Raw genomic sequence first — 20,226 nt, forward strand, 5'->3', positions numbered from 1 at the left:
CTTGCCTTGCCGTCGAACCGTGGCAAGCTGCGGCCCCCTTCCCACAGGTGCGCACCATGTCCGACACGCCCCGTTTCCGCATCGGTCAGGGCTTCGATGTCCACGCTTTCGGCGACGGCGATCACGTGATGATCGGCGGCGTGCGCGTGCCGCATGGGCGCGGGGTGCTCGCGCACAGCGACGGCGATGTCGCGCTGCACGCCCTGTGCGATGCGATGCTCGGCGCGCTCGCGCTGGGCGACATCGGCGTGCATTTCCCGCCCAGCGACGATCGCTGGAAGGGCGCCGACAGCCGCGCGCTGCTGCGGCATTGCAACGCGCTGCTCAGTGAACGCGGCTGGCGGGTCGGCAATGTCGATGTCACCGTGATCTGCGAGCGGCCGAAGATCGGCCCGCACGCGTTGGCGATGCGCGAGGCGATCGCCGCCGACCTCGGGATCGCACTGGACTGCGTCAGCGTCAAGGCCACGACCAGCGAAACGCTCGGCTTCACCGGTCGCGGCGAGGGCATCGCCGCGCAGGCCGCCTGCCTGCTCGTGTCCGCGTGAGCACGCCCGCGCTGCCGCGCGCCCACGGGCAGGCGGCGCTGTCGGCGACGATTCGTCAGGACGCCGAGGATTTCCGGGTCGACGAACTTGACGCCTTCGCGCCCTCGGGGAGCGGCGAGCACCTGCTGCTGACGATCGAGAAGCGCGGCATGAACACCGCCTTCGTCGCGCGGCTGCTCGCGCAGTGGGCCGGCGTCGACGAGCGCGCGGTCGGCTACGCCGGGCTCAAGGACCGGCACGCGCTGACCACCCAGCGCTTCACCGTGCAGTTGCCCGGGCGCGAGGACCCCGACATCGCGGCACTGGAGGCGATGGGCGAGGGCGCCGGCCAGGGGCTGCGGGTACTGGCGACGTCGCGGCATGCGCGCAAGCTGCCGCGCGGCGCGCTGGCCGGCAACCGCTTTGCGCTGACCTTGCGCGACGTGGCCGGCGACCGCGCAACGATCGAGTCCCGGCTGCGCGCGATCGCCGCCGAAGGCGTGCCCAATTACTTCGGCGAGCAGCGCTTCGGCCATGGGGGCGGCAATGTCGACAAGGCGCTGGCCTTCTTCGCCGCGCCACGGCGACGGCTCGGTCGCGAGCAGCGTGCACTGCTGCTGTCGTCGGCGCGCTCGGCGCTGTTCAACCAGGTCCTGGCCGCGCGCGTGACCGCAGGCACCTGGGCGACCGGCTGCGAGGGCGAAGTCTGGATGCTCGACGGCAGCCGCAGTTTGTTCGGCCCCGAGCCGTGGAGCGAGGCGCTGGCCGTGCGGGCCGCTGCGCACGACATCCATCCCACCGGGCCGCTGTGGGGCCGGGGCGAGACGCGAGCGGTCGGCGCTGCGCGTGAGATCGAGATGGCAGCGCTGGCCGACGCGCGCGCGCGCGCGCTGCGCGAGGGGCTCGAGCGCGCCGGTCTGAGCCAGGAGCGCCGCGCGACCCGCCTGCTGCCCGGCACGCTGGCGTGGGCCTGGCAGGGCGAGGCCGTGCTGCAGTTGGCATTCGCACTGCCGCCCGGCTGCTATGCGACCGCGGTGCTCGCCGAACTGGGCACCATTGCCAACGCCGCCGCGCCGCGGTCCCTGCCGGCGGCACCGGCCGACTGAAGCGCGCGTGGGGACTTGCTTGGGCGTGGGTTAGTAGTAATACTACTCACCATGGACCTGTCGCCGACCCAGCACGCGATCCTCGACATGATCGCCGACCGCATCGAGAACGAGGGCATGCCGCCCTCGCAGACCGAGATCGCCCGCGCCTTCGGATTCAGCGGCGTCCGCGCCGCGCAGTACCACCTTGATGCACTCGAGGCCGCCGGTGCCATCGAGCGGCTGCCCGGCCGTGCACGCGGCATCCGCCTGCGTGTCGCGCCGCAGGCGGCGGTACTGGCGGAAGTGGTGTCGGGCGACGCGCTGCGGTTGCCGGTGCTCGGGCAGGTCGCGGCCGGCACGCCGATCGGCGCCCACGCGCCCGACGACATGCCCACCCCGGACGACTACATCGTCCTGGACCGCGTGCTGTTCTCGCCGTCGCCCGACTACCTGCTCAAGGTCAAGGGCGATTCGATGCGCGAGGAAGGCATCTTCGAGGGCGACCTGATCGGCGTGCACCGCACGCGCGACGCGCAGTCGGGCCAGATCGTCGTCGCCCGGCTCGACGACGCGATCACCGTCAAGCTGCTGAAGATCGGCAAGGATCGGATCCGTCTGCTGCCGCGCAATCCCGACTACGCCCCGATCGAGGTGCTGCCCGACCAGGATTTCGCGATCGAGGGCCTGTACTGCGGCCTCGTCAGGCCCAACCGGTGACGGCCGCCCGATGCCCCGGATGACGTCCGATCGCCGACGGGGCGTTCCCCGAAGCTCGCGTGCGGACTCCCCCGCTGTCCTGCGCGCCGATGGCGGCGCAGGATCGAGATCACCGCATCGCGTCGCAGCCCGTGCGATCCACGCCTGCGACGATGCCTTCAACTTCCTGGAACACGAATGACAAGGACCACCACGATGGACGAGAACAAGAAGCGCGCGCTCGCAGCTGCCCTGGGCCAGATCGAGAAGCAGTTCGGCAAGGGCTCGGTGATGCGCATGGGCGACGGCAGCGCCGAGGCGGCCGAGGTCATTGGCACCGGCTCGCTGCAGCTCGACCTCGCGCTCGGCATCGGCGGCCTGCCCAAGGGCCGGGTGGTCGAGATCTACGGCCCCGAGTCCTCGGGCAAGACCACACTGACGCTGCAGACGATCGCCCAGTGCCAGAAGGCCGGCGGCACCGCGGCGTTCATCGACGCCGAGCACGCGCTCGACCCCACCTACGCCACCAAGCTCGGCGTCAATCTCGACGACCTGCTGGTGTCGCAGCCCGATACCGGCGAGCAGGCGCTGGAGATCGCCGACATGCTGGTGCGCTCCAACGCCGTCGATATGGTCGTCGTCGACTCGGTCGCCGCGCTCACGCCCAAGGCCGAGATCGAAGGCGAGATGGGCGATCAGCTGCCCGGCCTGCAGGCGCGCCTGATGAGCCAGGCGCTGCGCAAGCTCACCGGCAACATCAAGCGCAGCAACTGCATGGTGATCTTCATCAACCAGCTGCGCATGAAGATCGGCATCATGATGCCGGGCCAGAGTCCGGAAACCACCACCGGTGGCAACGCGCTGAAGTTCTACGCCTCGGTCCGCCTCGACATCCGCCGCATCGGCGCGATCAAGAAGGGCGACGAGATCATCGGCAACCAGACGCGCATCAAGGTCGTCAAGAACAAGATGGCGCCGCCGTTCAAGCAGATCGTCACCGAGATCCTCTACGGCGAGGGCATCAGCCGCGAGGGCGAGCTGATCGACATGGGTGTGGAAGCCAAGCTGGTCGACAAGGCTGGCGCCTGGTACAGCTGCGGCGACGAGCGCATCGGACAGGGCAAGGAGAACGCGCGCCAGTACCTCAAGGACAACCCGGAAGTCGCCGCCCGGATCGAGGCCGCGCTGCGCGAGCGGCTGATGCCGGCGGTTGTGGTGGCAGGCGATGGCGAAGACGCCGCCGACGACTGAGGCGAGCGCCGGAGGCGCCCGGTTGGCGTCCGGCATCGGGGACCACGATGGTTCCGTGCCGGACGTGGGGCGGGGCAGCGCGTTGGCGGCCGACGAGGGGGATGCGATCGAGGCTGCGCCCCCGCGTCGGCGTGGTCGGCAGATGACGCCTGCGCAGCGGGCGCTGTCGTTGTTGGTGCGGCGTGAGCACTCGCAGTTGGAACTGCGGCGCAAGCTGGTGGCCAAAGGCGTCGAGACCGAAGACGCCGACGCCGCGGTCGAGCGGATGACCCGCGAGGGCTGGCAGGACGACGCCCGGTTTGCGGCCAGCCTGGCCCGCTCGCGCGCCGGTAATGGCTACGGGCCGCTGCGCATCGAGGCCGAACTGGCGATGCACCAACTCGATTCGGCGCAGGTCGCCGCCGCATTCGAAGCACTGGACGAGGACGGCGAGGGCGACTGGCAGGCCCGGGCTTGCGACCTGCTCGCCCGACGCTACGACGGGGCCGCGCTCCAGGCCGATCCGGCGCTCCGGCGCAAGGCGGTGGATTTCCTGCTCCGGCGCGGGTTCGGCGGCGAGGTCGCCTACGCGGCGGTCCGGCGTCTGCGCGAGGCGTGAATCTCCGGCGGCGCCGATGGCGCCTGGGCGGACGGTTGGGCCATCGAAGGCGACCGGCCTGCTAATCTTGCCGTTCTTGGGCGCGAGTTCCGGACCGGCCCCGCCAACGGCGGTGATTCCCGGCCTGGGGCATGCCCGTCCCGTCACGCCAGGCACATGACCACGCACAGCTCCACGACCGCGCAGATCCGCAGCGATTTCATCGAGTTCTTCCGCAGCAAGGGCCACACCATCGTGCCATCGGCACCCTTGGTGCCGGGCAACGATCCCACGCTGCTGTTCACCAACTCCGGCATGGTGCAGTTCAAGGATGTGTTCCTGGGCGCGGAAAAGCGCAGCTATGTGCGTGCGGCGGACGTACAGCGCTGTCTGCGCGCGGGCGGCAAGCACAACGATCTCGATGCGGTGGGCTACACCGCGCGTCACCACACGTTCTTCGAGATGCTGGGCAACTGGTCGTTCGGCGACTACTTCAAGAAGGACGCGATCGCCTGGGCCTGGGAGCTGCTGACCCAGGTCTGGAAGCTGCCGGCCGAGCGTCTGCTGGTCACCGTCTATCAGACCGATGACGAGGCGTACGCGCTGTGGCGCGACATGGTCGGCGTGCCGGAGGACCGCATCGTCCGCATCGGCGACAACAAAGGGGCGCCGTTCGCTTCCGACAATTTCTGGCAGATGGCCGACACCGGCCCCTGCGGGCCGTGCACCGAGATCTTCTACGACCACGGCGCGCACATTCCCGGTGGGCCGCCCGGTTCGCCCGACGAGGACGGCGACCGTTTCATCGAGATCTGGAACCTGGTGTTCATGCAGTTCGACCGCCAGGCTGACGGTACGCTGGCGCCGCTGCCTGCGCCGTGCGTGGACACCGGTATGGGCCTGGAGCGCCTGGCGGCGATCCTGCAGGGCGTGCACAGCAACTACGAGATCGATCTGTTCCAGGCGCTGATCCGCAAGGCCGCCGAGCTCACCGGCACCGCGGACCTGGAGAACAAGTCGCTGCGCGTGATCGCCGATCACATCCGCGCCTGCAGCTTCCTGATCGTCGACGGTGTGCTGCCGTCCAACGAAGGGCGCGGCTACGTGCTGCGCCGGATCATCCGCCGCGCATTGCGTCACGGCTGGATGCTGGGCGTCCGTCAGCCGTTCTTCCACGCGATGGTGGACACGCTCGATGCGGCGATGGGCGAAGCCTATCCCGAACTGCGCGACAAGCGCACGCTGGTCGAACGCGCACTGCGCGCCGAAGAGGAGCGCTTTGCCGAGACGCTCGATGCCGGCATGCGCATCTTCGATGAGGTCGCCGCCCGCAGCCAGGGCGCGATTCCCGGCGAGGATGCGTTCCGGCTCTACGACACCTACGGTTTCCCGCTGGATCTGACGGCCGACATCGCGCGCGAGCGCGGGCTCGAGGTCGACATGACCGGCTTCGACGCCGCGATGCAGCGTCAGCGCGAAACCGCGCGCGCGGCCGGACGCTTCGCATCGGGTACGGCGCTGCCGGCCGAACTGGTTGCGCAGCTTTCGCCGACCGCGTTTGTCGGCTACGACGCCACGCAGGCCGACGGCCTGGAGGTCGTCGCGCTGCTCAAGAGCGGCCGGCCGGTCGATGCGATCGAGGCGGGTGACGAGGCGGTGGTGATCCTGGACCGCACGCCGTTCTATGGCGAGTCGGGCGGGCAGGTCGGTGACACCGGCGTGCTCGAGGCTGAGGGGCTGCGCTTCGAGGTCGGCGACACACAGAAGCTCGCCGGTCAGTTCCATGGCCACCTGGGGCGACTCGCCAACGGTGCGCTGCGGCGTGGCGACCGTGTGCGCGGCGCGGTGGATGCCGAGCGCCGCGGCACGATCGTACTCAACCACAGTGCGACCCACCTGCTGCATGGCGCGCTGCGCGAGCTGCTCGGCACGCACGTCGCGCAGAAGGGCTCGCTGGTGGCGCCGGAGCGGCTTCGCTTCGACTTCTCGCATTTCCAGCCGGTCGCAGCCGAGGAACTGGCCGAGATCGAGCGCCGGGTCAACGTCGAGGTCCGGGCGAACCATCCGGTCTCGATCGAGCAGATGGACATGCAGGCCGCGCTCGACGCCGGCGCGATGGCGTTGTTCGGCGAGAAGTACGGCGAGCGCGTCCGCGTGGTCACGATGGGCGAGTCGGTCGAGCTGTGCGGCGGCACCCACGTCGACCGGACCGGCCGCATCGGGCTGTTCAAACTGGTGTCCGAGGGCGGTGTGTCGGCCGGCGTGCGACGGATCGAGGCGCTGACCGGCCAGGCGGCGCTCGACCATGTGCGTGCCGAGGAGGATCGCCTGCGTCAGGCGGCGGGCCTGCTGGGCGGCACCGGTGCGGAGGTCGGCGAGCGGCTGCGGGCGCTGCTCGACCGGCAGAAGCAGCTCGAGCGCGAGCTCGATACGCTCAAGGCCAAGGCGGCCAGCGGTGCGACGGCGGACCTCGCCACGGGCGCGGTCGACGTGGGCGGTATCCACGTGGTGGCTGCACGCGTCGAAGGACTGGATGCGAAGGCACTGCGCGATGCGGTCGATCGGCTCAAACAGCAGCTGGGCGATGCGGTCATCGTGCTTGCCGGCGCCAGCAATGGACGTGCGGCGCTGGTTGCAGGTGTGTCCGGCAAGGCGAGCGGACGCGTCAAGGCCGGCGAATTGTTGTCGGAGATCGCAGGACGGATCGGCGGCAAGGGCGGTGGACGTCCTGATCTGGCGCAGGGTGGCGGCGAGGATGGCCCCGCACTGCGCTCGGCCCTGGCCGAGGTCGGGGCCTGGGTCGGGGCGCGGATCGGATAAGCGCACGCTAAACACGTTTCGGGCCCGGTTGACCAGCCGCGTTCGAGACGACATCCTTCACGGTTCAATTGGTCTGTAATCGGTTCCCAAGGTCGAGAACGGTCCGAATTGCAGGCCACGCCGGTGGGGCGTTCCACGCCGGCCTCAGGAGATTTCTATGTTGATTCTGACCCGTCGCGTCGGTGAGACGTTGATGATTGGGGACTCGGTTTCGGTAACGGTACTGGGCGTGAAGGGCAACCAGGTGCGCATTGGCATCACTGCGCCCAAGGATGTCGCCGTCCACCGCGAGGAGATCTACCAGCGGATCCACCGCGGCGAAGGCGTCGACGCACAGGCCGATGTGGACGAGGATTTGCCGCAGGCGAGGTGAGTCGGTATCCTTCGCACCGCGTCGAGCAATTCATCGCCTGACGTGATGTTTCGGAGAGTTGCCCGAGAGGCCGAAGGGGCTCCCCTGCTAAGGGAGTATGGGGTCAAAAGCTCCATCGAGGGTTCGAATCCCTCACTCTCCGCCATTGCCTGGATTCCGACGTCGGCGACACCGACGAAAGAAAAAAATCTTCGCAAAGGCATTGACGGAATTTCGCTTTACCTGCAAAATTCCGCTCCTGTTCAAGGCGCCCGTAGCTCAGTTGGATAGAGCACCAGGCTACGAACTTGGGGGTCGGAGGTTCGAATCCTTCCGGGCGCGCCAGAACAAACAGAGAAGCCGGCGAGAGATCGTCGGCTTTTTTGTTGCCTGTCGTTTCGCTCGTGCCGAAGTTCGCGCTATGCCCCGGATCTGCGGACCCGCATCGTCGACAGGCCGGTTCGACGACGCCCAGCGCGCGAGACGTCCAACGCGCGAGACGTCCGGCGCGCGACGTTGCCGCAATCGCGCTTCTGTACATCGCATCTCTCCAGGTTCGCGCACTTCGCCGCCGATGCCATGGCGACCGGCGCGCACGGCCGCGGGCTGCGTGATCGCGCGCTGCCGCACGTGTGCATATCCGCGCTTTTCCGACGCACCGGGCATGCCGGCGCGCAGGTTGCAGCGCTTAGCCGCGGTCGAGATCGAACGCGATGGGAACAACTCCTATCGCTTCGATCGGGCGCCCGTCGCGCATGGCCGGCTGGAACGTCCAGTGCCGCTGCACCTGACGCATCGCGGCCTGGTCGAGGTCGCGATGCCCGCTGCTGCGGTGCACGCGCACCGACAACGGCCGCCCATCGATGCCGACGTGCACCTCGAGCTGCACCACGCCGGTATGGGCGGCGCGCAACGAAGCGCGCGGATAGGACGGCGGTGGCGCAGCGGCGTACTGCAGTTGCACGCCGCTCGCAGGTGCGCTCAGTGCAGGGGGCGCCACCGCGCCATCGGTGCCGGGCGCGGGCGCCGCAACCGCGCTGGGCATGGGCTCGGCGACAGCGGCGGCATCGACCGCGGGTGCCACCGCGACCGGTGCCGGCGTGGCGATGGCCGGTGGCAGCGGTCGTGGTGTGACGATCTCGCGGGTCTCGGGCGGGCGCGGCGGCGTCGGCGGCGGAGGCGTCAGCCAACGGAAGTCGAGCTGCGGCGCGGCATCGGGAAGGGAGAGCCGGTCGCCCCCGCCGGTGGGCACCAGCAGCACCGACAACACGACTGCATTGAAGGCGAGGGTGCCGGCGATGCCGACGATCCGGACCGGGTCCGGACGGCGGTCCGGGTTCGCGAAGCCCCGCATGCGGGGAGCGGTCTGCTGCAGCACCATGCGCCACCTCCTGTCGTGCCGGCCGGGCGGCCAGCGGAAGCGTGGCGACCCGGGGGCAGGCAGCGCCGCACACGGTCGCCGTGTCTGTTTGCAGCCTGGGCACCGATCTTGTGTCCAGACAAGCGGCCGGCGACGAGTGGTCGTTGCCGGCGGACGGGCGGTCCGGTCAGCGCGGCGCGCGACCGGATCCGCCGGTACGTCAGTCGCCGGGCATGCGTTCGGGTTCGCGGTCGAGGCCGCCTTCGTCCGGATTGGGCTTGCGCTCGGGGGCGGGTTGCCGTGCGTCCTCGCGGTCGCGCGGATGGTTTTCCGAGTAGCCCGGCGTTTGGCCGGGCTTGGGCGGTGCGGCGGGCGGCGTGTCCTTGCGGCTCATGTCAGCGCCCGAGTTCGAACACGACGTTGAGATTCGCGCTGAGCGTGCTCTCGCCCGGCGCGATCGGGGTGGAGGCGTCCTGCGCCATCGCGCGCATCGCCATCATCGGGCGCGGCTGGGCGAAACCGCCGCCTTCGCTGATGCTCACGATGCGCCGCACCCGCATGCCGAGCGAATTGGCGTAGAGCTCGGCGCGCTGCTGCGCCTGCTTTAGCGCTGCGGCGCGGGCTTCGTCTTCCACGGCTTGCGCATTGTCGATCTCGAACGTCGGCCCGTTGATCTGGTTGGCGCCGTTGGCGACCAGGGCATCGAGCACCGAGCCGAGCCGACGCAGGTCGCGGACCTTCAGATTGACCGTGTTGCTGGCCTGGTAGCCGGTGATCTTCGGCGGCTGGTTGTCGGCGTAGTGATACTGCGGGCTCAGGTTGATGCCCGAGGTCTGCACGTCGCGCTCGGCGATGCCGGCGGCTTTGATCGCGGCGGTGAGCCGGGTCATCTGCTCGGCGTTGGCGCGCATGGCGCCGTTGGCGTCGCCGGCTTGCGTGATCACGCCAGTCGACAGTGTGGCGATGTCGGGCACGCGACTGGCCTCGGCCCTGGCCGAGATCGACAGCAGGGTGCCGTCTGAGGGGGCGGCGGCGACCTGATAGTCCTGGGCGGTGGCAGTCATCGAAACGGTCCCAAGGGCAAGGCTGCAGGCCAGCAGCAAGGGGCGAAGCGGATTGGGGCGCATGGTGGTCTCCAAGGACGACGGAACAAGGGTCGTCACAGGGCAGTGAACGGGTCGTGAGCCGGAACGGGGTTGATCGACTTGGCGTCGACGGCTGCGCGGCCGCTGCGCGGTATCCTTGCCCGATGTTGTATCTCGCCTCGCAATCCCCGCGCCGCCGCGCCCTGCTGGCCCGTTTCGGACTCCCTTTTGGCGTCGTCGACGTCGATGTCGTGGAGTGCCGCGATCCGGGCGAGCGCGCGGGCGACTACGTGCGCCGTGTCGCACGCGACAAGGCCGATGCCGGGCTGCGTACGCTGGCGGCCGAGCCCGGCGCGGTCGTGCTCGGCGCCGACACCGAGGTCGTCCTCGACGGTGAGGTCTTCGGCAAGCCGTGCGACGATGCCCAAGCCGCATCGATGCTGCGCAGGCTCTCGGGGCGGACCCACGAGGTGATCTCGTCGGTGGCGCTGGTCGGGGCCGATCGTCAGGCCCAGGCGACGGTGATCACGGAGGTGACCTTCGCTCCGCTCGACGAGGCGACCATCGCAGCCTATGTCGCCAGCGGCGAGCCGCGCGGCAAGGCCGGCGGCTATGCGATTCAAGGTGGCGCGGAGCTGTTCGTCGCGCGCCTGGCCGGTAGCTACTCGGGCGTGGTCGGCCTGCCGTTGCAGCAGACCGGCGCGCTGCTGGGCGATTTCGGGCTGGCCCCGCGGCCGTTCGTCGCGCAGGCGCAGGAGGCCTGATCGGGCATGTCGGAAGAGATCCTCATCAATGTCACTCCGCGCGAGACGCGCGTGGCCGTGGTCGAGAACGGCATGCTGCAGGAGCTGCACATCGAGCGCGGCTGGCGGCGCGGTGTGGTCGGCAACATCTACAAGGGCCGGGTGCAGCGGGTGATGCCGGGCATGCAGGCGGCGTTCGTCGACATCGGCCTGGAACGGGCGGCCTTCCTGCACGCCAACGACGTGATGCGTGCGCCGCAGGCCAACGGCGATGGCGACGGCGAGAGCCTGTTCCCGCCATCGGGGCCGACGCTGCCGGTCAACGAACTGCTGCGCGACGGTCAGGAGATCGTCGTCCAGGTGGTCAAGGACCCCATCGGCAGCAAGGGCGCGCGGCTGACGACCCAGATCAGCATTCCCTCGCGCTATCTCGTGCTGCTGCCGCAGTCGCGTGCGGTCGGTGTGTCGGCGCGGATCGAGGACGAGGCCGAACGGTTACGGCTCAAAACGCTGGTGTCCGAGCTCGCTGCCGCCACCGGCGGCCACGGCTACATCGTGCGCACCAATGCCGAGGGCCAGAGCGCGGAGGCGCTGGCCGAGGACATTGCCTACCTGCAGCGGGCCTGGGCGCTGATCGAGCGCACCGTCGGCGAGGCGAAGGTCGGCAGCCGGGTCTACGAGGACCTGACCCTGCCGATGCGCGCGGTGCGCGACCTGATGCGCCGCGATGTCGACAAGGTCAAGGTCGACTCGCGCGACACCTACGAGAAGCTGTGCGTGTTCGCCGCGCAGTACCTGCCGGCGCCGGGGCCGGCCGAACAGGCGCGGCTGGTGGACCGGATCGAATGCTATGCCGGGTCGCGGCCGATCTTCGACCTGTACGGCGTCGAAGACGAGATCCAGCGAGCGCTCAACAAGGAGGTCGCGCTCAAGTCCGGCGGCACCCTGGTCATCGACCAGACCGAGGCGATGACCACCGTCGACGTCAACACCGGTTCGTTCCTGGGCCAGCGCAACCTCGAGGAGACGGTGTTCCGCACCAACCTGGAGGCCGCGCAGGCGGTCGCCCGGCAACTGCGGCTGCGCAACCTGGGCGGCATCATCATCATCGACTTCATCGACATGGCCGACCCCGAGCATCGCCGCCAGGTGCTGCGCACGCTCGAAAAATCGCTCGCGCGCGACCATGCCAAGACCACCGTCTACGACTTCTCGCCGCTGGGCCTGGTCGAGATGACCCGCAAGCGCACTGTCGAGAGCCTGCAGCGCCAGCTCGGCGAATCGTGCGGCGCCTGCGGCGGCCGGGGCATCGTCAAGACCGTCGAGACGGTGACTTACGAGATCTTCCGCGAGATCGTGCGCGCAGTGCGCCAGTTCGATGCCGACCGGCTGCTGGTCATCGCCTCGCCGAAGGTCGTGGCGACGATTACCGATGAGGAGTCGGCCGCGGTCGTCGAGCTCGAGGAGTTCCTCGGCAAGTCGATCCGGTTCCAGTCCGACGACCAGTACCTGCAGGAGCAGTTCGACGTTGTGCTGCTCTAGGGCACGACGATGACGGCGGCGTGGGCGAACCGCCTGCGCCGCGCGCATCTGGGCGCGTGGTACGTGGCGGCGTTGTCGGTGGTGCTGGTCGCGATCGGCGCGGTCGCGCTGGCGCAGCTGGCGTTACCGTGGGTCGAGCGCAATCCGCGCAGCGTCGAGCGCTGGCTCAGCGAACGTGCCGGCCGGCCGGTCGCATTCGAGACCCTGCGCACCCAGTGGAGCCGACGCGGACCGCTGCTGCGGGTGACCGGGCTGCGCATCGGCGAGCCGGCGACCGCGGTGCCGATCGACAGTGCCGAGATCCAGGTCACGCCGTACTCGGGCCTGCTGCCGGGCCGTTCGCTGACCGAACTGCGGATCCAGGGGCTGGCACTGACCCTCGAGCGCGACGATGACGGTGGCTGGCATGTCCGTGGCCTGCCCGGCAGCGCGACGCCCAGCGACGATCCGCTGGCCACGCTCGAAGGCCTCGGCGAGCTGCAGGTCATTGGTGCCCGGCTCACGATCGATGCGCCCTCGCTGTCGCTGCGGCACACGTTGCCGCGGGTCGATCTGCGGATGCAGGTCGACCGGCGCCGGGTGCGCGCCGCGGCCCGGGCCTGGGTCGAGGTCGACGGGGCGCCGCTGGATCTGCGGGTCGATCTGCTGCGCGACGACCTCACCGGACGGGCTTACGTCGCGATGCCGCGCAACGACCTCCAGGTCTGGTCGCCGTTGCTGGCGCCCAGTGGTGCGGCGATCGGCGAAGGCCACGGCCGGGTCGCGGCGTGGCTGGAATTGCGCGAGCGCCGGGTCGTTGCGGCCACGGCCGATATTGCGCTCGACACGCTGTCGCTACGGCGCGCAGAGCCGAGCGGGCAGGGCAGCGACGCCCAGGGTGCGGTGGCGTTCGACGGCGTGCGCGCGCAACTGCGCTGGGAACACGAGGGCGCGGACTGGAGACTCGACGCGCCGACGCTGCGCATGGTCCAGCACGGTCGCGAGCAGACGCTCGACGGGCTCGTACTGGCTGGTGGTTCGCGCTATGCGATGCGTGCCGCACGCGTCGAAGTCGCGCCGCTGCTGGCGCTGGCCGCGCTCGGCGATGGCCTGTCGCCGTCGCTGCGCGCCTGGTTGCAGGCTGCCGCGCCGCAGGCGGTGCTCGCCGATGTCGAGGTCGCCGCGTTGCCCGGTGGCCCGGCCCGGGTCGCCGCGCGGATCGAGAACCTGGGCTTCGCGCCGGTCGGAACGACGCCCGGCCTGCACGGGCTGACCGGCACCCTGACCGGCGATGCCGATGGCCTGGTCTTCCGTCCCGATCCTCAGGCCCGGCCGGTGTTCGACTGGCCCAAGGGCTTCGGCGTGCCGCATCCGCTGCGGCTCGAGGGCGAGATCGCGGCGTGGCGCGAGGACGGCGACTGGCGCGTCGAGACACCGGCGCTGCGGATCGAAGGCGACGGCTACGCCGCGGACGTGCGCGGCGGCCTGGCGTTCCACGGCAACGGCGCACGCCCGCGCATCGATCTGGCAGCGGTGGTCGACGCGGCGCAGGTGCCGGTCGCCAAGAAGTTCTGGGTGCGCCACGAAATGCCGGCTGCCGCGATGGACTGGCTGAACATGGCACTGGTCGCCGGCACGGTCCGCGACGGCCGCGCGATCGTCTCCGGCGAGCTGGGCGACTGGCCCTTCAGCAGCGCCGACGGACACGATCGCCGGGGCGTGTTCGACGCGCGGGCGCGGATCGAAGACGCGACGATCCGCTTCCAGGACGACTGGCCGGCGCTGGAGCGGATGAGCGGGCGGGTGCGTTTCGTCAACGATGGTTTCTCGGTCGAGGACGCGCATGGCGAACTGGCCGGGGTGCCGGTGCGTGCGATCGAGGCCGGGATGCAGCACTACGCGCACAGCCCGGTCGAGGTCCGCGCCACCACCCAGGCCGATGCTGGCGCGTTGCTGACGCTGATGCGGCAAAGCCCGTTCCACGCCGAGCATGCCGAGACCCTCGACAACCTCAAGGTGTCCGGTCCGGCGCGCGTCGCACTGACGCTGGCGGTGCCGCACGACGCGCCGGTGCGGCTCGACGGCAGCGTTGCGCTGGACGGCGTGTCGGCACGCGAAGGCCGCTTTGCGCTCGACTTCAGTGATGTGCGCGGCAGCGCACGCTTCGATCAGAACGGGTTTTCCGGCGAGCGGCTGGCCGCTCGCACCGAGGGGCATGCCGGCACGCTGGCGCTGCGTGCGGGCGAGGGCCATGTCCGTGACCGCGACCAGGCGTTCGAAGCCGAGCTCGCCGCCACGCTCGCGGCCAACGACCTGCTCGCACGCGCGCCCGACCTGGGCTGGTTGCGTCCCCATGTCGACGGGGCGGCGCCCTGGCAGGTGCAGGTCACGGTCGCGCGTGCGCCCGCGCCAGGCCAGGCGCCGGCGCGTCTGCTGCTGCGTTCCGATCTTGTCGGCACGGCATTGCGGCTGCCGGCACCGCTGGCCAAACCGGCCGGCGAAGCGCTGCGCACCACGATCGATGCGTCGCTGCCGTTCGACGCCGGCGACATCGCGGTCGGATTCGGCGATCGACTCGCGGTGCGCGCGCGTGCGCGCGATGCCGGCACCGGCGTGCGCCTGACTTTCGGCAGCGGGCGTGTCGCCGAGGCGCCGCCGGCCTCGGGGATCGCGATCGGCGGGCGCACCCCGGTCATCGAACTCGCCGACTGGATCGGATTGGCGGCCGGCGGCGACGAGGGCGCGGATGCGCCCCGCCTGGTGGGCGTGGACCTGACCGCGCTCGACCTGCGTCTGCCCGGCGCCGGTTTCGGCCAGACCCGGATCACCGCGGTCCGTCAGGGCGCCGGCACCAGCCTGCGTTTCGATGGTGCGGCGCTGGCGGGCGGCGTGCGTGTGCCCGACGCGGACGCTGCGCCGGTGGTCGCGACGCTGCAGCGCCTGCATTGGCCGATGCAGGCGCAGCCGCCGGCCGATGAACCGCGGGCAGCGCAGCCGCCGGCGTCTCCGGGCGATGCCGACACGATCGATCCGGCGACGCTGCGGCCGATCCGGCTGGCGATCGAGGACCTGCGCGTCGGCCCCCTGCAACTGGGCACCGCCGATGGCAGCCTGGTGCGTGTGCCCGGCGGCGTTGCGCTCGATCACCTGCGGGTGCAGTCGCCGCAACACCGGATCGAGCTGCGCGGCCGCTGGACCGGACGCGGCACCGCTGCGCGCACAACGCTCGAAGCCGACCTGGAGAGCGACGACTTCGGCCGTCTGGCCTCCGGCCTGGGCTTTGCCGGCAGTATCGTCGGCGGTCAGGGGCGGGTGGACTTCGATGCCGCCTGGCCCGGCGCGCCCAACGCGTTCGCGGTCGCATCGCTGGAAGGGGCGCTGCAGGTCACGGTCAAGGACGGCCAACTGGTCGAGGTCGAGCCCGGCGCCGGACGTGTGCTGGGGCTGCTGAGCGTGGCCGAGCTGCCGCGCCGGCTGATGCTCGATTTCCGCGATTTCTTCAATCGCGGCTTCGGCTTCAGCCGGATTGCCGGCGAGATCCGCTTCGGCCAGGGCCTGGCTCGCAGCGACGGGGTCACGATCGACGGCCCGGCGGCGGAGATCCGCATCCGCGGCACCGCCGATCTGCAGGCGCGCACTCACGACCAGGACATCGAAGTGCTGCCCAAGACCGGCAACCTGCTGCCCGCGGTCGGGGCGCTGACCGCAGGCCCGGTGGGCGCGGCGGTGGGCGCGGTCGCCAACGCAGTGCTGCGGCGGCCGCTGGCCGAGATGGGCGCACGCAACTACCACGTCAGCGGCCCGTGGCAGGATCCGAAGGTCGAGGTCGTCGAGCGCCGCGATGCGCGGCCACCCGAGGCGGCGCCTGCGCCGCCGATCGGCCCTTGATCGATCGCGTGCGTCACCGGAAGGCGCGCGCGGTGGGTTGCCATTCCTCCACCAGGCCCCACACTTGAGGGATGACCGATCTCTCCCCCGCGACTGGCGACGCGCTGGCCCTCGCGCAGTCCCGTCTGCTATTGCCCGCCGGCCTCGACAGCGCACATCTCGACCGCACCTTCTCTGCGTTGCTCGGCCCGGGCATCGACTTCGGCGACCTGTACTTCCAGCACGCGCGCCGCGAGAGCTGGTCGGTCGAGGACGGCATCGTCAAGAGCGGCTCGCACGCGATCGAGCAGGGCGTGGGCGTGCGCGCGATCAGCGGCGAGAAGACCGGCCTGGCCTACTCCGACGACATCGATGCGGTGGCTCTGCTGGGCGCGGCGCGTTCGGCGCGTGCGATCGCCCGCGACGGCCGCGCGCATGCCCCGCAGGCGCTGGTGCGCGCGCGCGCGCATGATCTCTACCCATCCGGCGACCCGATCGACGCACTGGGCAGCGCGGAGAAGGTCGAAGCGCTGCGCCGGATTGACCGCTTCCTGCGCGCCGCCGACCCGCGCGTGCAGCAGGTGAGCGTCAGCCTGACGGGCGGCGTGGACACCATCCTGGTCGCGCGCAGCGATGGCGTGCTCGCCGGCGACGTGCGCCCGCTGGTCCGGCTCAACATCCAGGTGTTGGTCGAGCAGGACGGCCGCCGCGAGTCCGGCTATGCCGGCTACGGCGGGCGCTACAGCTATGCCGAACTGCTCGGCGACGGACGTCCGGAGCACTTCGCGCGCGAGGCGCTGCGCCAGGCCCTGGTGAATCTCGAGGCCGTCGACGCGCCGGCCGGCGTGATGCCGGTCGTGCTCGGCGCCGGCTGGCCCGGCGTGCTGCTGCACGAGGCCGTCGGTCATGGCCTGGAGGGCGACTTCAACCGCAAGGGCACCAGCACCTATGCCGGGCGCGTCGGGCAGCGCGTGGCCGCGCCCGGGGTGACGATCGTCGACGACGGCACGCTGGCCGGCCGTCGCGGTTCGCTGAACGTCGATGACGAAGGCACGCCGACCCAGTGCACCACGCTGATCGAGGACGGCGTGCTGACCGGCTACATGCACGACACCCTCAACGCGCGCCTGAGCGGTGTCGCCTCGACCGGCAACGGCCGCCGTGAATCGTTTGCGCACCGGGTGATGCCGCGCATGACCAACACCTACATGCTGGCTGGCCGCGACGACCCGCAGGACATGATCCGCTCGGTGAAAAAGGGGCTGTACGCGGTCAACTTTGGCGGCGGCCAGGTCGACATCACCAGCGGCAAGTACGTGTTCTCGGCGACCGAGGCCTACCTGATCGAGGATGGCCGCATCACCGCCCCGGTCAAGGGCGCCACGCTGATCGGTAATGGCCCCGAGACGATGCAGCGCGTGCGCATGGTCGGCCACGACATGGCGCTCGACGACGGCGTGGGCATCTGCGGCAAGGACGGCCAGAGCGTCCCGGTCGGCGTGGGCCAGCCGTCGTTGCTGATCGACGGGCTCACCGTGGGTGGTACCCAGGCTTGAGCGCCGTAATCGGTGGTTCGGGATTTGTGATGCCAGGCTGCACGTTGGCGCGCGCGCAGCCGGGCTGCGCTGTCGTATCGCCGGTCAACAATGGCGATTCAAGGCGCTTCGGGCTTGTGCGCCACCGTATCGCGCAGCAGCCGGAACAGGTCCCGGAACGCCGCCGGCGGCTTGTTCTTCGCCCGCTCGGCCAGCGCGTTGCGCACCAGTTGGCGCAGGCGCTGGCGGTCGGCCTGCGGGTAGGCCTCCAGCAGTTCGGCCAGCGCGCCGTCGCCCTCGTCGAGCAGGCGCGTGCGCCAGCTCTCGGCGCGGTGCAGCATCGCGGTCTCGATGCGCGAAGCCTCGCCGCCGGCGTCGAGCGCGTCGCGGATCGCCTCCAGCGTCTCGTCTTCCTCGCGGCGCATCTGCTTGGCCAGAAACGCCATCTGCCGCTTGCGCGCGATGTGCGAGGTGATCCGTCGCGTCTCGGCGATGTGCGGCAGCAGCGCGTCGGGCACCGGCAGCTTCGCCAGCCGCCCCTCGGGCAGCGCCACCAGCGCCTCGGCCAGCGCCAGCACCTCGAGCGCCTCGCGGCGCTGCTGCTTGCGGCTCGGGCTCAGATACTCGCCGCTGTCTTCGTCTATGCCTCTCATCGCAACAGGATAAGCCATTGACCATGTCCCCATCGCAGATTGCCGACCGCGTGCCGGGTGACGACGCCATCGCTCGCCTCGATGCGCTGGCCGGGCTGTCGCAGCGCCTGCTCGAGCGTTGCCGTGCCCAGGGTGCCAGTCAGGCCGAGGTCGCCTGCTCGGAAGATGCCGGTCTCAACATCGACGTGCGCATGGGCGAGGTCGAGACGGTCGAGTCCACCCAGGATCGCGGCATCGCGGTGACGGTCTACTTCGGCCGCCGCAAGGGCAGCGCGAGCACCGCGGACCTGCGCGAGGAGAGCCTGGCGGCGACCGTCGACCAAGCCTGCGCGATCGCCCGCTTCACCGAGGACGACCCCGCCGCGGGCCTGGCCGACGCCGAACTGATGGCGCGGCCGGGCGCCGACGGTCGCTTCCCCGAATTCGACGCCTGGCACCCCTGGGCGCTCGACGCCGATCGCGCGGTCGACCTGGCGCTGGCCTGCGAAACCGCGGGTCGCGACACCGATGCGCGCATTGGCAACTCCGATGGCGCATCGGTCTCGACCGCGCGTGCGCTGCACGTCTACGCCAACAGCCACGGCTTCGTCGGCGCCGAGCGCAGCAGCCACCACAGCATCGGCTGCGCGCTGATCGCGGGCAGTGGCGAGCAGATGCAGCGCGACGGCTGGTACAGCGTGGCGCTGGCGGCCGACGACCTGGAGCCGGCAGCGGCGATCGGCCGCCGCGCCGCGCAGCGCACACTCGCGCGCCTCGATCCCCGGCCGGTGCCGACCGGCAGCTACCCGGTGCTGTTCCAGGCCGACGTCGCCCGGTCGCTGGTCGGGCACTTGCTCGGCGCGGTCTCGGGCGGCGCGCTGTATCGGCGCGCCAGCTTCCTGCTCGACAGCGCCGGCACGCAGCTGTTCCCCACCTGGTTTTCGATCCACGAGCGGCCGTTCCTGACGCGCGGGTTCCAGTCCGCCGCCTTCGATGCCGAAGGCGTGGCGACCCGCGAGTCGCCGCTGGTCGAGGCCGGCGTGCTGCAGCGCTACATCCTCGGCAGCTATTCGGCGCGCCGGCTCGGCCTGCAGAGCACCGCCAACGCCGGCGGCGTGCACAACCTGGAGATCGCCGCCAATGCAGGCGATCTCGACGCGATGGTGCGCGACATGGGCCGCGGACTGCTGGTGACCGAGCTGATGGGGCAGGGCGTCAATGCGGTGACCGGCGACTATTCGCGCGGCGCGGCCGGGTTCTGGATCGAGGGCGGCGAGATCCGCCACGCGGTCGACGGGATCACCATCGCCGGCAATCTGAAACAGATGTTTGCCAGCATCGAGGCGGTGGGCACCGATGTCGACCCGCGTTCGCATGTCCGCACCGGCTCGATGCTGATCGGTCGCATGACGGTGGCCGGCACGGATTGACGTATGCTCGCACCGCCGGCCGCGGTGGCGATCGTCGCCTGGCCCAGCGCATCTTCTTTCACCTTGCCTATGGGGACTTCGCAATGAACGATTTCGATCCGGCACCGGCACCGGCCGCGGCCACCACGCAGGACGACCGCACGTTCGCGATGCTCACGCATCTGTCGTGCATCATCCTCGGCTTCATCGTGCCGCTGATCATGTGGCTGGTGCACAAGGACCGGCCCGAGAAGGCTTTCGTCACCGACCAGGCCAAGGAAGCGCTGAACTTCCAGATCACGCTGACCATCGGCTACGTCATCGGCATGGTGCTGACGATCATCCTGATCGGCGGTCTGATCAACCTGGTGCTGTGGATCCTATGCGTGGTGTTCAGCATCGTCGCCGCGCTCAAGGCCAAGGAGGGCGTGGCCTACCGCTACCCCTTCGCGCTGCGCCTGATCAGCTGACCGGCACGTCACGCAGCCTCTCGAACCCCGGCCTGTGTGCCGGGGTTCTTCGTTCTTCTCCAGCGTGCGGGAATGCGCACCCTTCAGCAGACGGCCAAGCGGTGATCGAAGGCAGATTGCAGAGGTCTGCAGCAGACTGGCGGCAGGGCGTCGCGCCCAGCGCCATCAAAACCGGGGTCAGAGTGGCATTTCGGGAGGCGACTTTGCAGACGGGGGCCGGGTGGTGGGGGGGGGCGGGGGGGGGGGGGGGGGGGCCGCGGGGGCGGGGCGCAGGCGCGCCGCCGCCCGCGGGG

16 protein-coding genes, 2 tRNA genes and 1 pseudogene are annotated in these 20,226 nt (G+C 70.4%); 15 read left to right on the forward strand and 4 right to left on the reverse strand.

All coding sequences use genetic code 11. The annotated features are described in order from the left end of the window. Positions 1-56 precede the first annotated feature (56 nt). The 9 genes from ispF (at position 57) to ABE488_RS13625 (ending at position 7,656) form a co-directional block, all read left to right on the forward strand. Entirely contained in the window at positions 57-548 is a 492-nt protein-coding gene (ispF, locus tag ABE488_RS13585; RefSeq protein WP_346448909.1) for a 2-C-methyl-D-erythritol 2,4-cyclodiphosphate synthase, read from the forward strand. Continuing rightward, the gene (gene truD, locus ABE488_RS13590) at positions 545-1,633 is read left to right on the forward strand and encodes a tRNA pseudouridine(13) synthase TruD (RefSeq protein WP_346448910.1); all 1,089 of its coding nucleotides are present in this window, start codon (positions 545-547) and stop codon (positions 1,631-1,633) included. The genes ispF and truD overlap by 4 nt, the downstream gene beginning before the upstream one ends. A gap of 51 nt (positions 1,634-1,684) precedes the next feature. Beyond that, positions 1,685-2,332, forward strand: a complete 648-nt coding sequence (lexA, locus tag ABE488_RS13595) for a transcriptional repressor LexA (RefSeq protein WP_346443699.1) — start codon at positions 1,685-1,687, stop codon at positions 2,330-2,332. Between the two features lie 195 nt (positions 2,333-2,527). After that, positions 2,528-3,562: a recombinase RecA gene (gene recA, locus ABE488_RS13600; RefSeq protein ID WP_346443826.1), complete on the forward strand. Its 1,035-nt coding sequence runs from the start codon at positions 2,528-2,530 to the stop codon at positions 3,560-3,562. Positions 3,563-3,704: 142 nt separating this feature from the next. After that, complete coding sequence (locus ABE488_RS13605; protein ID WP_346448912.1) at positions 3,705-4,160, forward strand: regulatory protein RecX; 456 nt, start codon at positions 3,705-3,707, stop codon at positions 4,158-4,160. 156 nt (positions 4,161-4,316) lie between these two features. Next, positions 4,317-6,959, forward strand: coding sequence for an alanine--tRNA ligase (gene alaS / locus ABE488_RS13610; RefSeq protein WP_346448914.1), 2,643 nt, complete (start codon positions 4,317-4,319; stop codon positions 6,957-6,959). Between the two features lie 157 nt (positions 6,960-7,116). Further along, positions 7,117-7,332 (forward strand): carbon storage regulator CsrA, encoded by a 216-nt coding sequence (gene csrA / locus ABE488_RS13615; RefSeq protein ID WP_346443696.1) that lies wholly within the window; start codon positions 7,117-7,119, stop codon positions 7,330-7,332. 52 nt (positions 7,333-7,384) lie between these two features. Next, positions 7,385-7,477: transfer RNA gene (locus tag ABE488_RS13620), tRNA-Ser, on the forward strand. Between the two features lie 102 nt (positions 7,478-7,579). Then, positions 7,580-7,656: transfer RNA gene (locus ABE488_RS13625), tRNA-Arg, on the forward strand. A gap of 343 nt (positions 7,657-7,999) precedes the next feature. Here ABE488_RS13625 and ABE488_RS13630 read toward each other — a convergent pair. The 3 genes from ABE488_RS13630 to ABE488_RS13640 all read right to left on the reverse strand — a co-directional run bounded on the left by ABE488_RS13630 (position 8,000) and on the right by ABE488_RS13640 (position 9,798). Further along, entirely contained in the window at positions 8,000-8,692 is a 693-nt protein-coding gene (locus ABE488_RS13630) for an energy transducer TonB (RefSeq protein ID WP_346448916.1), read from the reverse strand. Positions 8,693-8,891: 199 nt separating this feature from the next. Further along, complete coding sequence (locus tag ABE488_RS13635; RefSeq protein WP_346448918.1) at positions 8,892-9,065, reverse strand: hypothetical protein; 174 nt, start codon at positions 9,063-9,065, stop codon at positions 8,892-8,894. Between the two features lies 1 nt (position 9,066). Continuing rightward, complete coding sequence (locus ABE488_RS13640) at positions 9,067-9,798, reverse strand: SIMPL domain-containing protein (RefSeq protein ID WP_346448920.1); 732 nt, start codon at positions 9,796-9,798, stop codon at positions 9,067-9,069. A 122-nt stretch (positions 9,799-9,920) separates the two neighbouring features. Between ABE488_RS13640 and ABE488_RS13645 the strand changes: the two genes are divergently transcribed. The 4 genes from ABE488_RS13645 (at position 9,921) to tldD (ending at position 17,443) form a co-directional block, all read left to right on the forward strand. Next, entirely contained in the window at positions 9,921-10,520 is a 600-nt protein-coding gene (locus ABE488_RS13645; RefSeq protein WP_346443691.1) for a Maf family protein, read from the forward strand. Positions 10,521-10,526: 6 nt separating this feature from the next. After that, positions 10,527-12,041 (forward strand): ribonuclease G, encoded by a 1,515-nt coding sequence (gene rng / locus ABE488_RS13650; protein WP_346443689.1) that lies wholly within the window; start codon positions 10,527-10,529, stop codon positions 12,039-12,041. Between the two features lie 9 nt (positions 12,042-12,050). Beyond that, complete coding sequence (locus tag ABE488_RS13655; RefSeq protein ID WP_346448921.1) at positions 12,051-15,908, forward strand: YhdP family protein; 3,858 nt, start codon at positions 12,051-12,053, stop codon at positions 15,906-15,908. Positions 15,909-15,979: 71 nt separating this feature from the next. Next, complete coding sequence (tldD, locus tag ABE488_RS13660; protein ID WP_183425824.1) at positions 15,980-17,443, forward strand: metalloprotease TldD; 1,464 nt, start codon at positions 15,980-15,982, stop codon at positions 17,441-17,443. Positions 17,444-17,571: 128 nt separating this feature from the next. Here tldD and yjgA read toward each other — a convergent pair. Further along, positions 17,572-18,075 (reverse strand): annotated as a pseudogene (gene yjgA, locus ABE488_RS13665) (ribosome biogenesis factor YjgA); the annotation flags it as partial. 23 nt (positions 18,076-18,098) lie between these two features. On the opposite strand from yjgA, the gene pmbA reads away from it, so the two are divergent. Then, the gene (pmbA, locus tag ABE488_RS13670; protein WP_346448923.1) at positions 18,099-19,484 is read left to right on the forward strand and encodes a metalloprotease PmbA; all 1,386 of its coding nucleotides are present in this window, start codon (positions 18,099-18,101) and stop codon (positions 19,482-19,484) included. Positions 19,485-19,567: 83 nt separating this feature from the next. Then, positions 19,568-19,933, forward strand: a complete 366-nt coding sequence (locus ABE488_RS13675) for a DUF4870 domain-containing protein (protein ID WP_346448925.1) — start codon at positions 19,568-19,570, stop codon at positions 19,931-19,933. The last annotated feature ends 293 nt before the right edge of the window (positions 19,934-20,226 follow it).

The organism is Luteimonas sp. TWI662 (assembly GCF_039673825.1).
Taxonomy (GTDB): domain Bacteria; phylum Pseudomonadota; class Gammaproteobacteria; order Xanthomonadales; family Xanthomonadaceae; genus Luteimonas.

Excerpts from the sequence above, each read along its gene's own strand:
- ispF (WP_346448909.1), top strand. The coding sequence starts at position 57 with ATGTCCGACACGCCCCGTTTCCGCATCGGTCAGGGCTTCGATGTCCAC.
- lexA (WP_346443699.1), top strand. The coding sequence starts at position 1,685 with ATGGACCTGTCGCCGACCCAGCACGCGATCCTCGACATGATCGCCGAC.
- recA (WP_346443826.1), top strand. The coding sequence starts at position 2,528 with ATGGACGAGAACAAGAAGCGCGCGCTCGCAGCTGCCCTGGGCCAGATC.
- ABE488_RS13605 (WP_346448912.1), top strand. The coding sequence starts at position 3,705 with ATGACGCCTGCGCAGCGGGCGCTGTCGTTGTTGGTGCGGCGTGAGCAC.
- alaS (WP_346448914.1), top strand. The coding sequence starts at position 4,317 with ATGACCACGCACAGCTCCACGACCGCGCAGATCCGCAGCGATTTCATC.
- csrA (WP_346443696.1), top strand. The coding sequence starts at position 7,117 with ATGTTGATTCTGACCCGTCGCGTCGGTGAGACGTTGATGATTGGGGAC.
- ABE488_RS13630 (WP_346448916.1), bottom strand. The coding sequence starts at position 8,692 with ATGGTGCTGCAGCAGACCGCTCCCCGCATGCGGGGCTTCGCGAACCCG.
- ABE488_RS13635 (WP_346448918.1), bottom strand. The coding sequence starts at position 9,065 with ATGAGCCGCAAGGACACGCCGCCCGCCGCACCGCCCAAGCCCGGCCAA.
- ABE488_RS13640 (WP_346448920.1), bottom strand. The coding sequence starts at position 9,798 with ATGCGCCCCAATCCGCTTCGCCCCTTGCTGCTGGCCTGCAGCCTTGCC.
- ABE488_RS13645 (WP_346443691.1), top strand. The coding sequence starts at position 9,921 with ATGTTGTATCTCGCCTCGCAATCCCCGCGCCGCCGCGCCCTGCTGGCC.
- rng (WP_346443689.1), top strand. The coding sequence starts at position 10,527 with ATGTCGGAAGAGATCCTCATCAATGTCACTCCGCGCGAGACGCGCGTG.
- ABE488_RS13655 (WP_346448921.1), top strand. The coding sequence starts at position 12,051 with ATGACGGCGGCGTGGGCGAACCGCCTGCGCCGCGCGCATCTGGGCGCG.
- tldD (WP_183425824.1), top strand. The coding sequence starts at position 15,980 with ATGACCGATCTCTCCCCCGCGACTGGCGACGCGCTGGCCCTCGCGCAG.
- pmbA (WP_346448923.1), top strand. The coding sequence starts at position 18,099 with ATGTCCCCATCGCAGATTGCCGACCGCGTGCCGGGTGACGACGCCATC.
- ABE488_RS13675 (WP_346448925.1), top strand. The coding sequence starts at position 19,568 with ATGAACGATTTCGATCCGGCACCGGCACCGGCCGCGGCCACCACGCAG.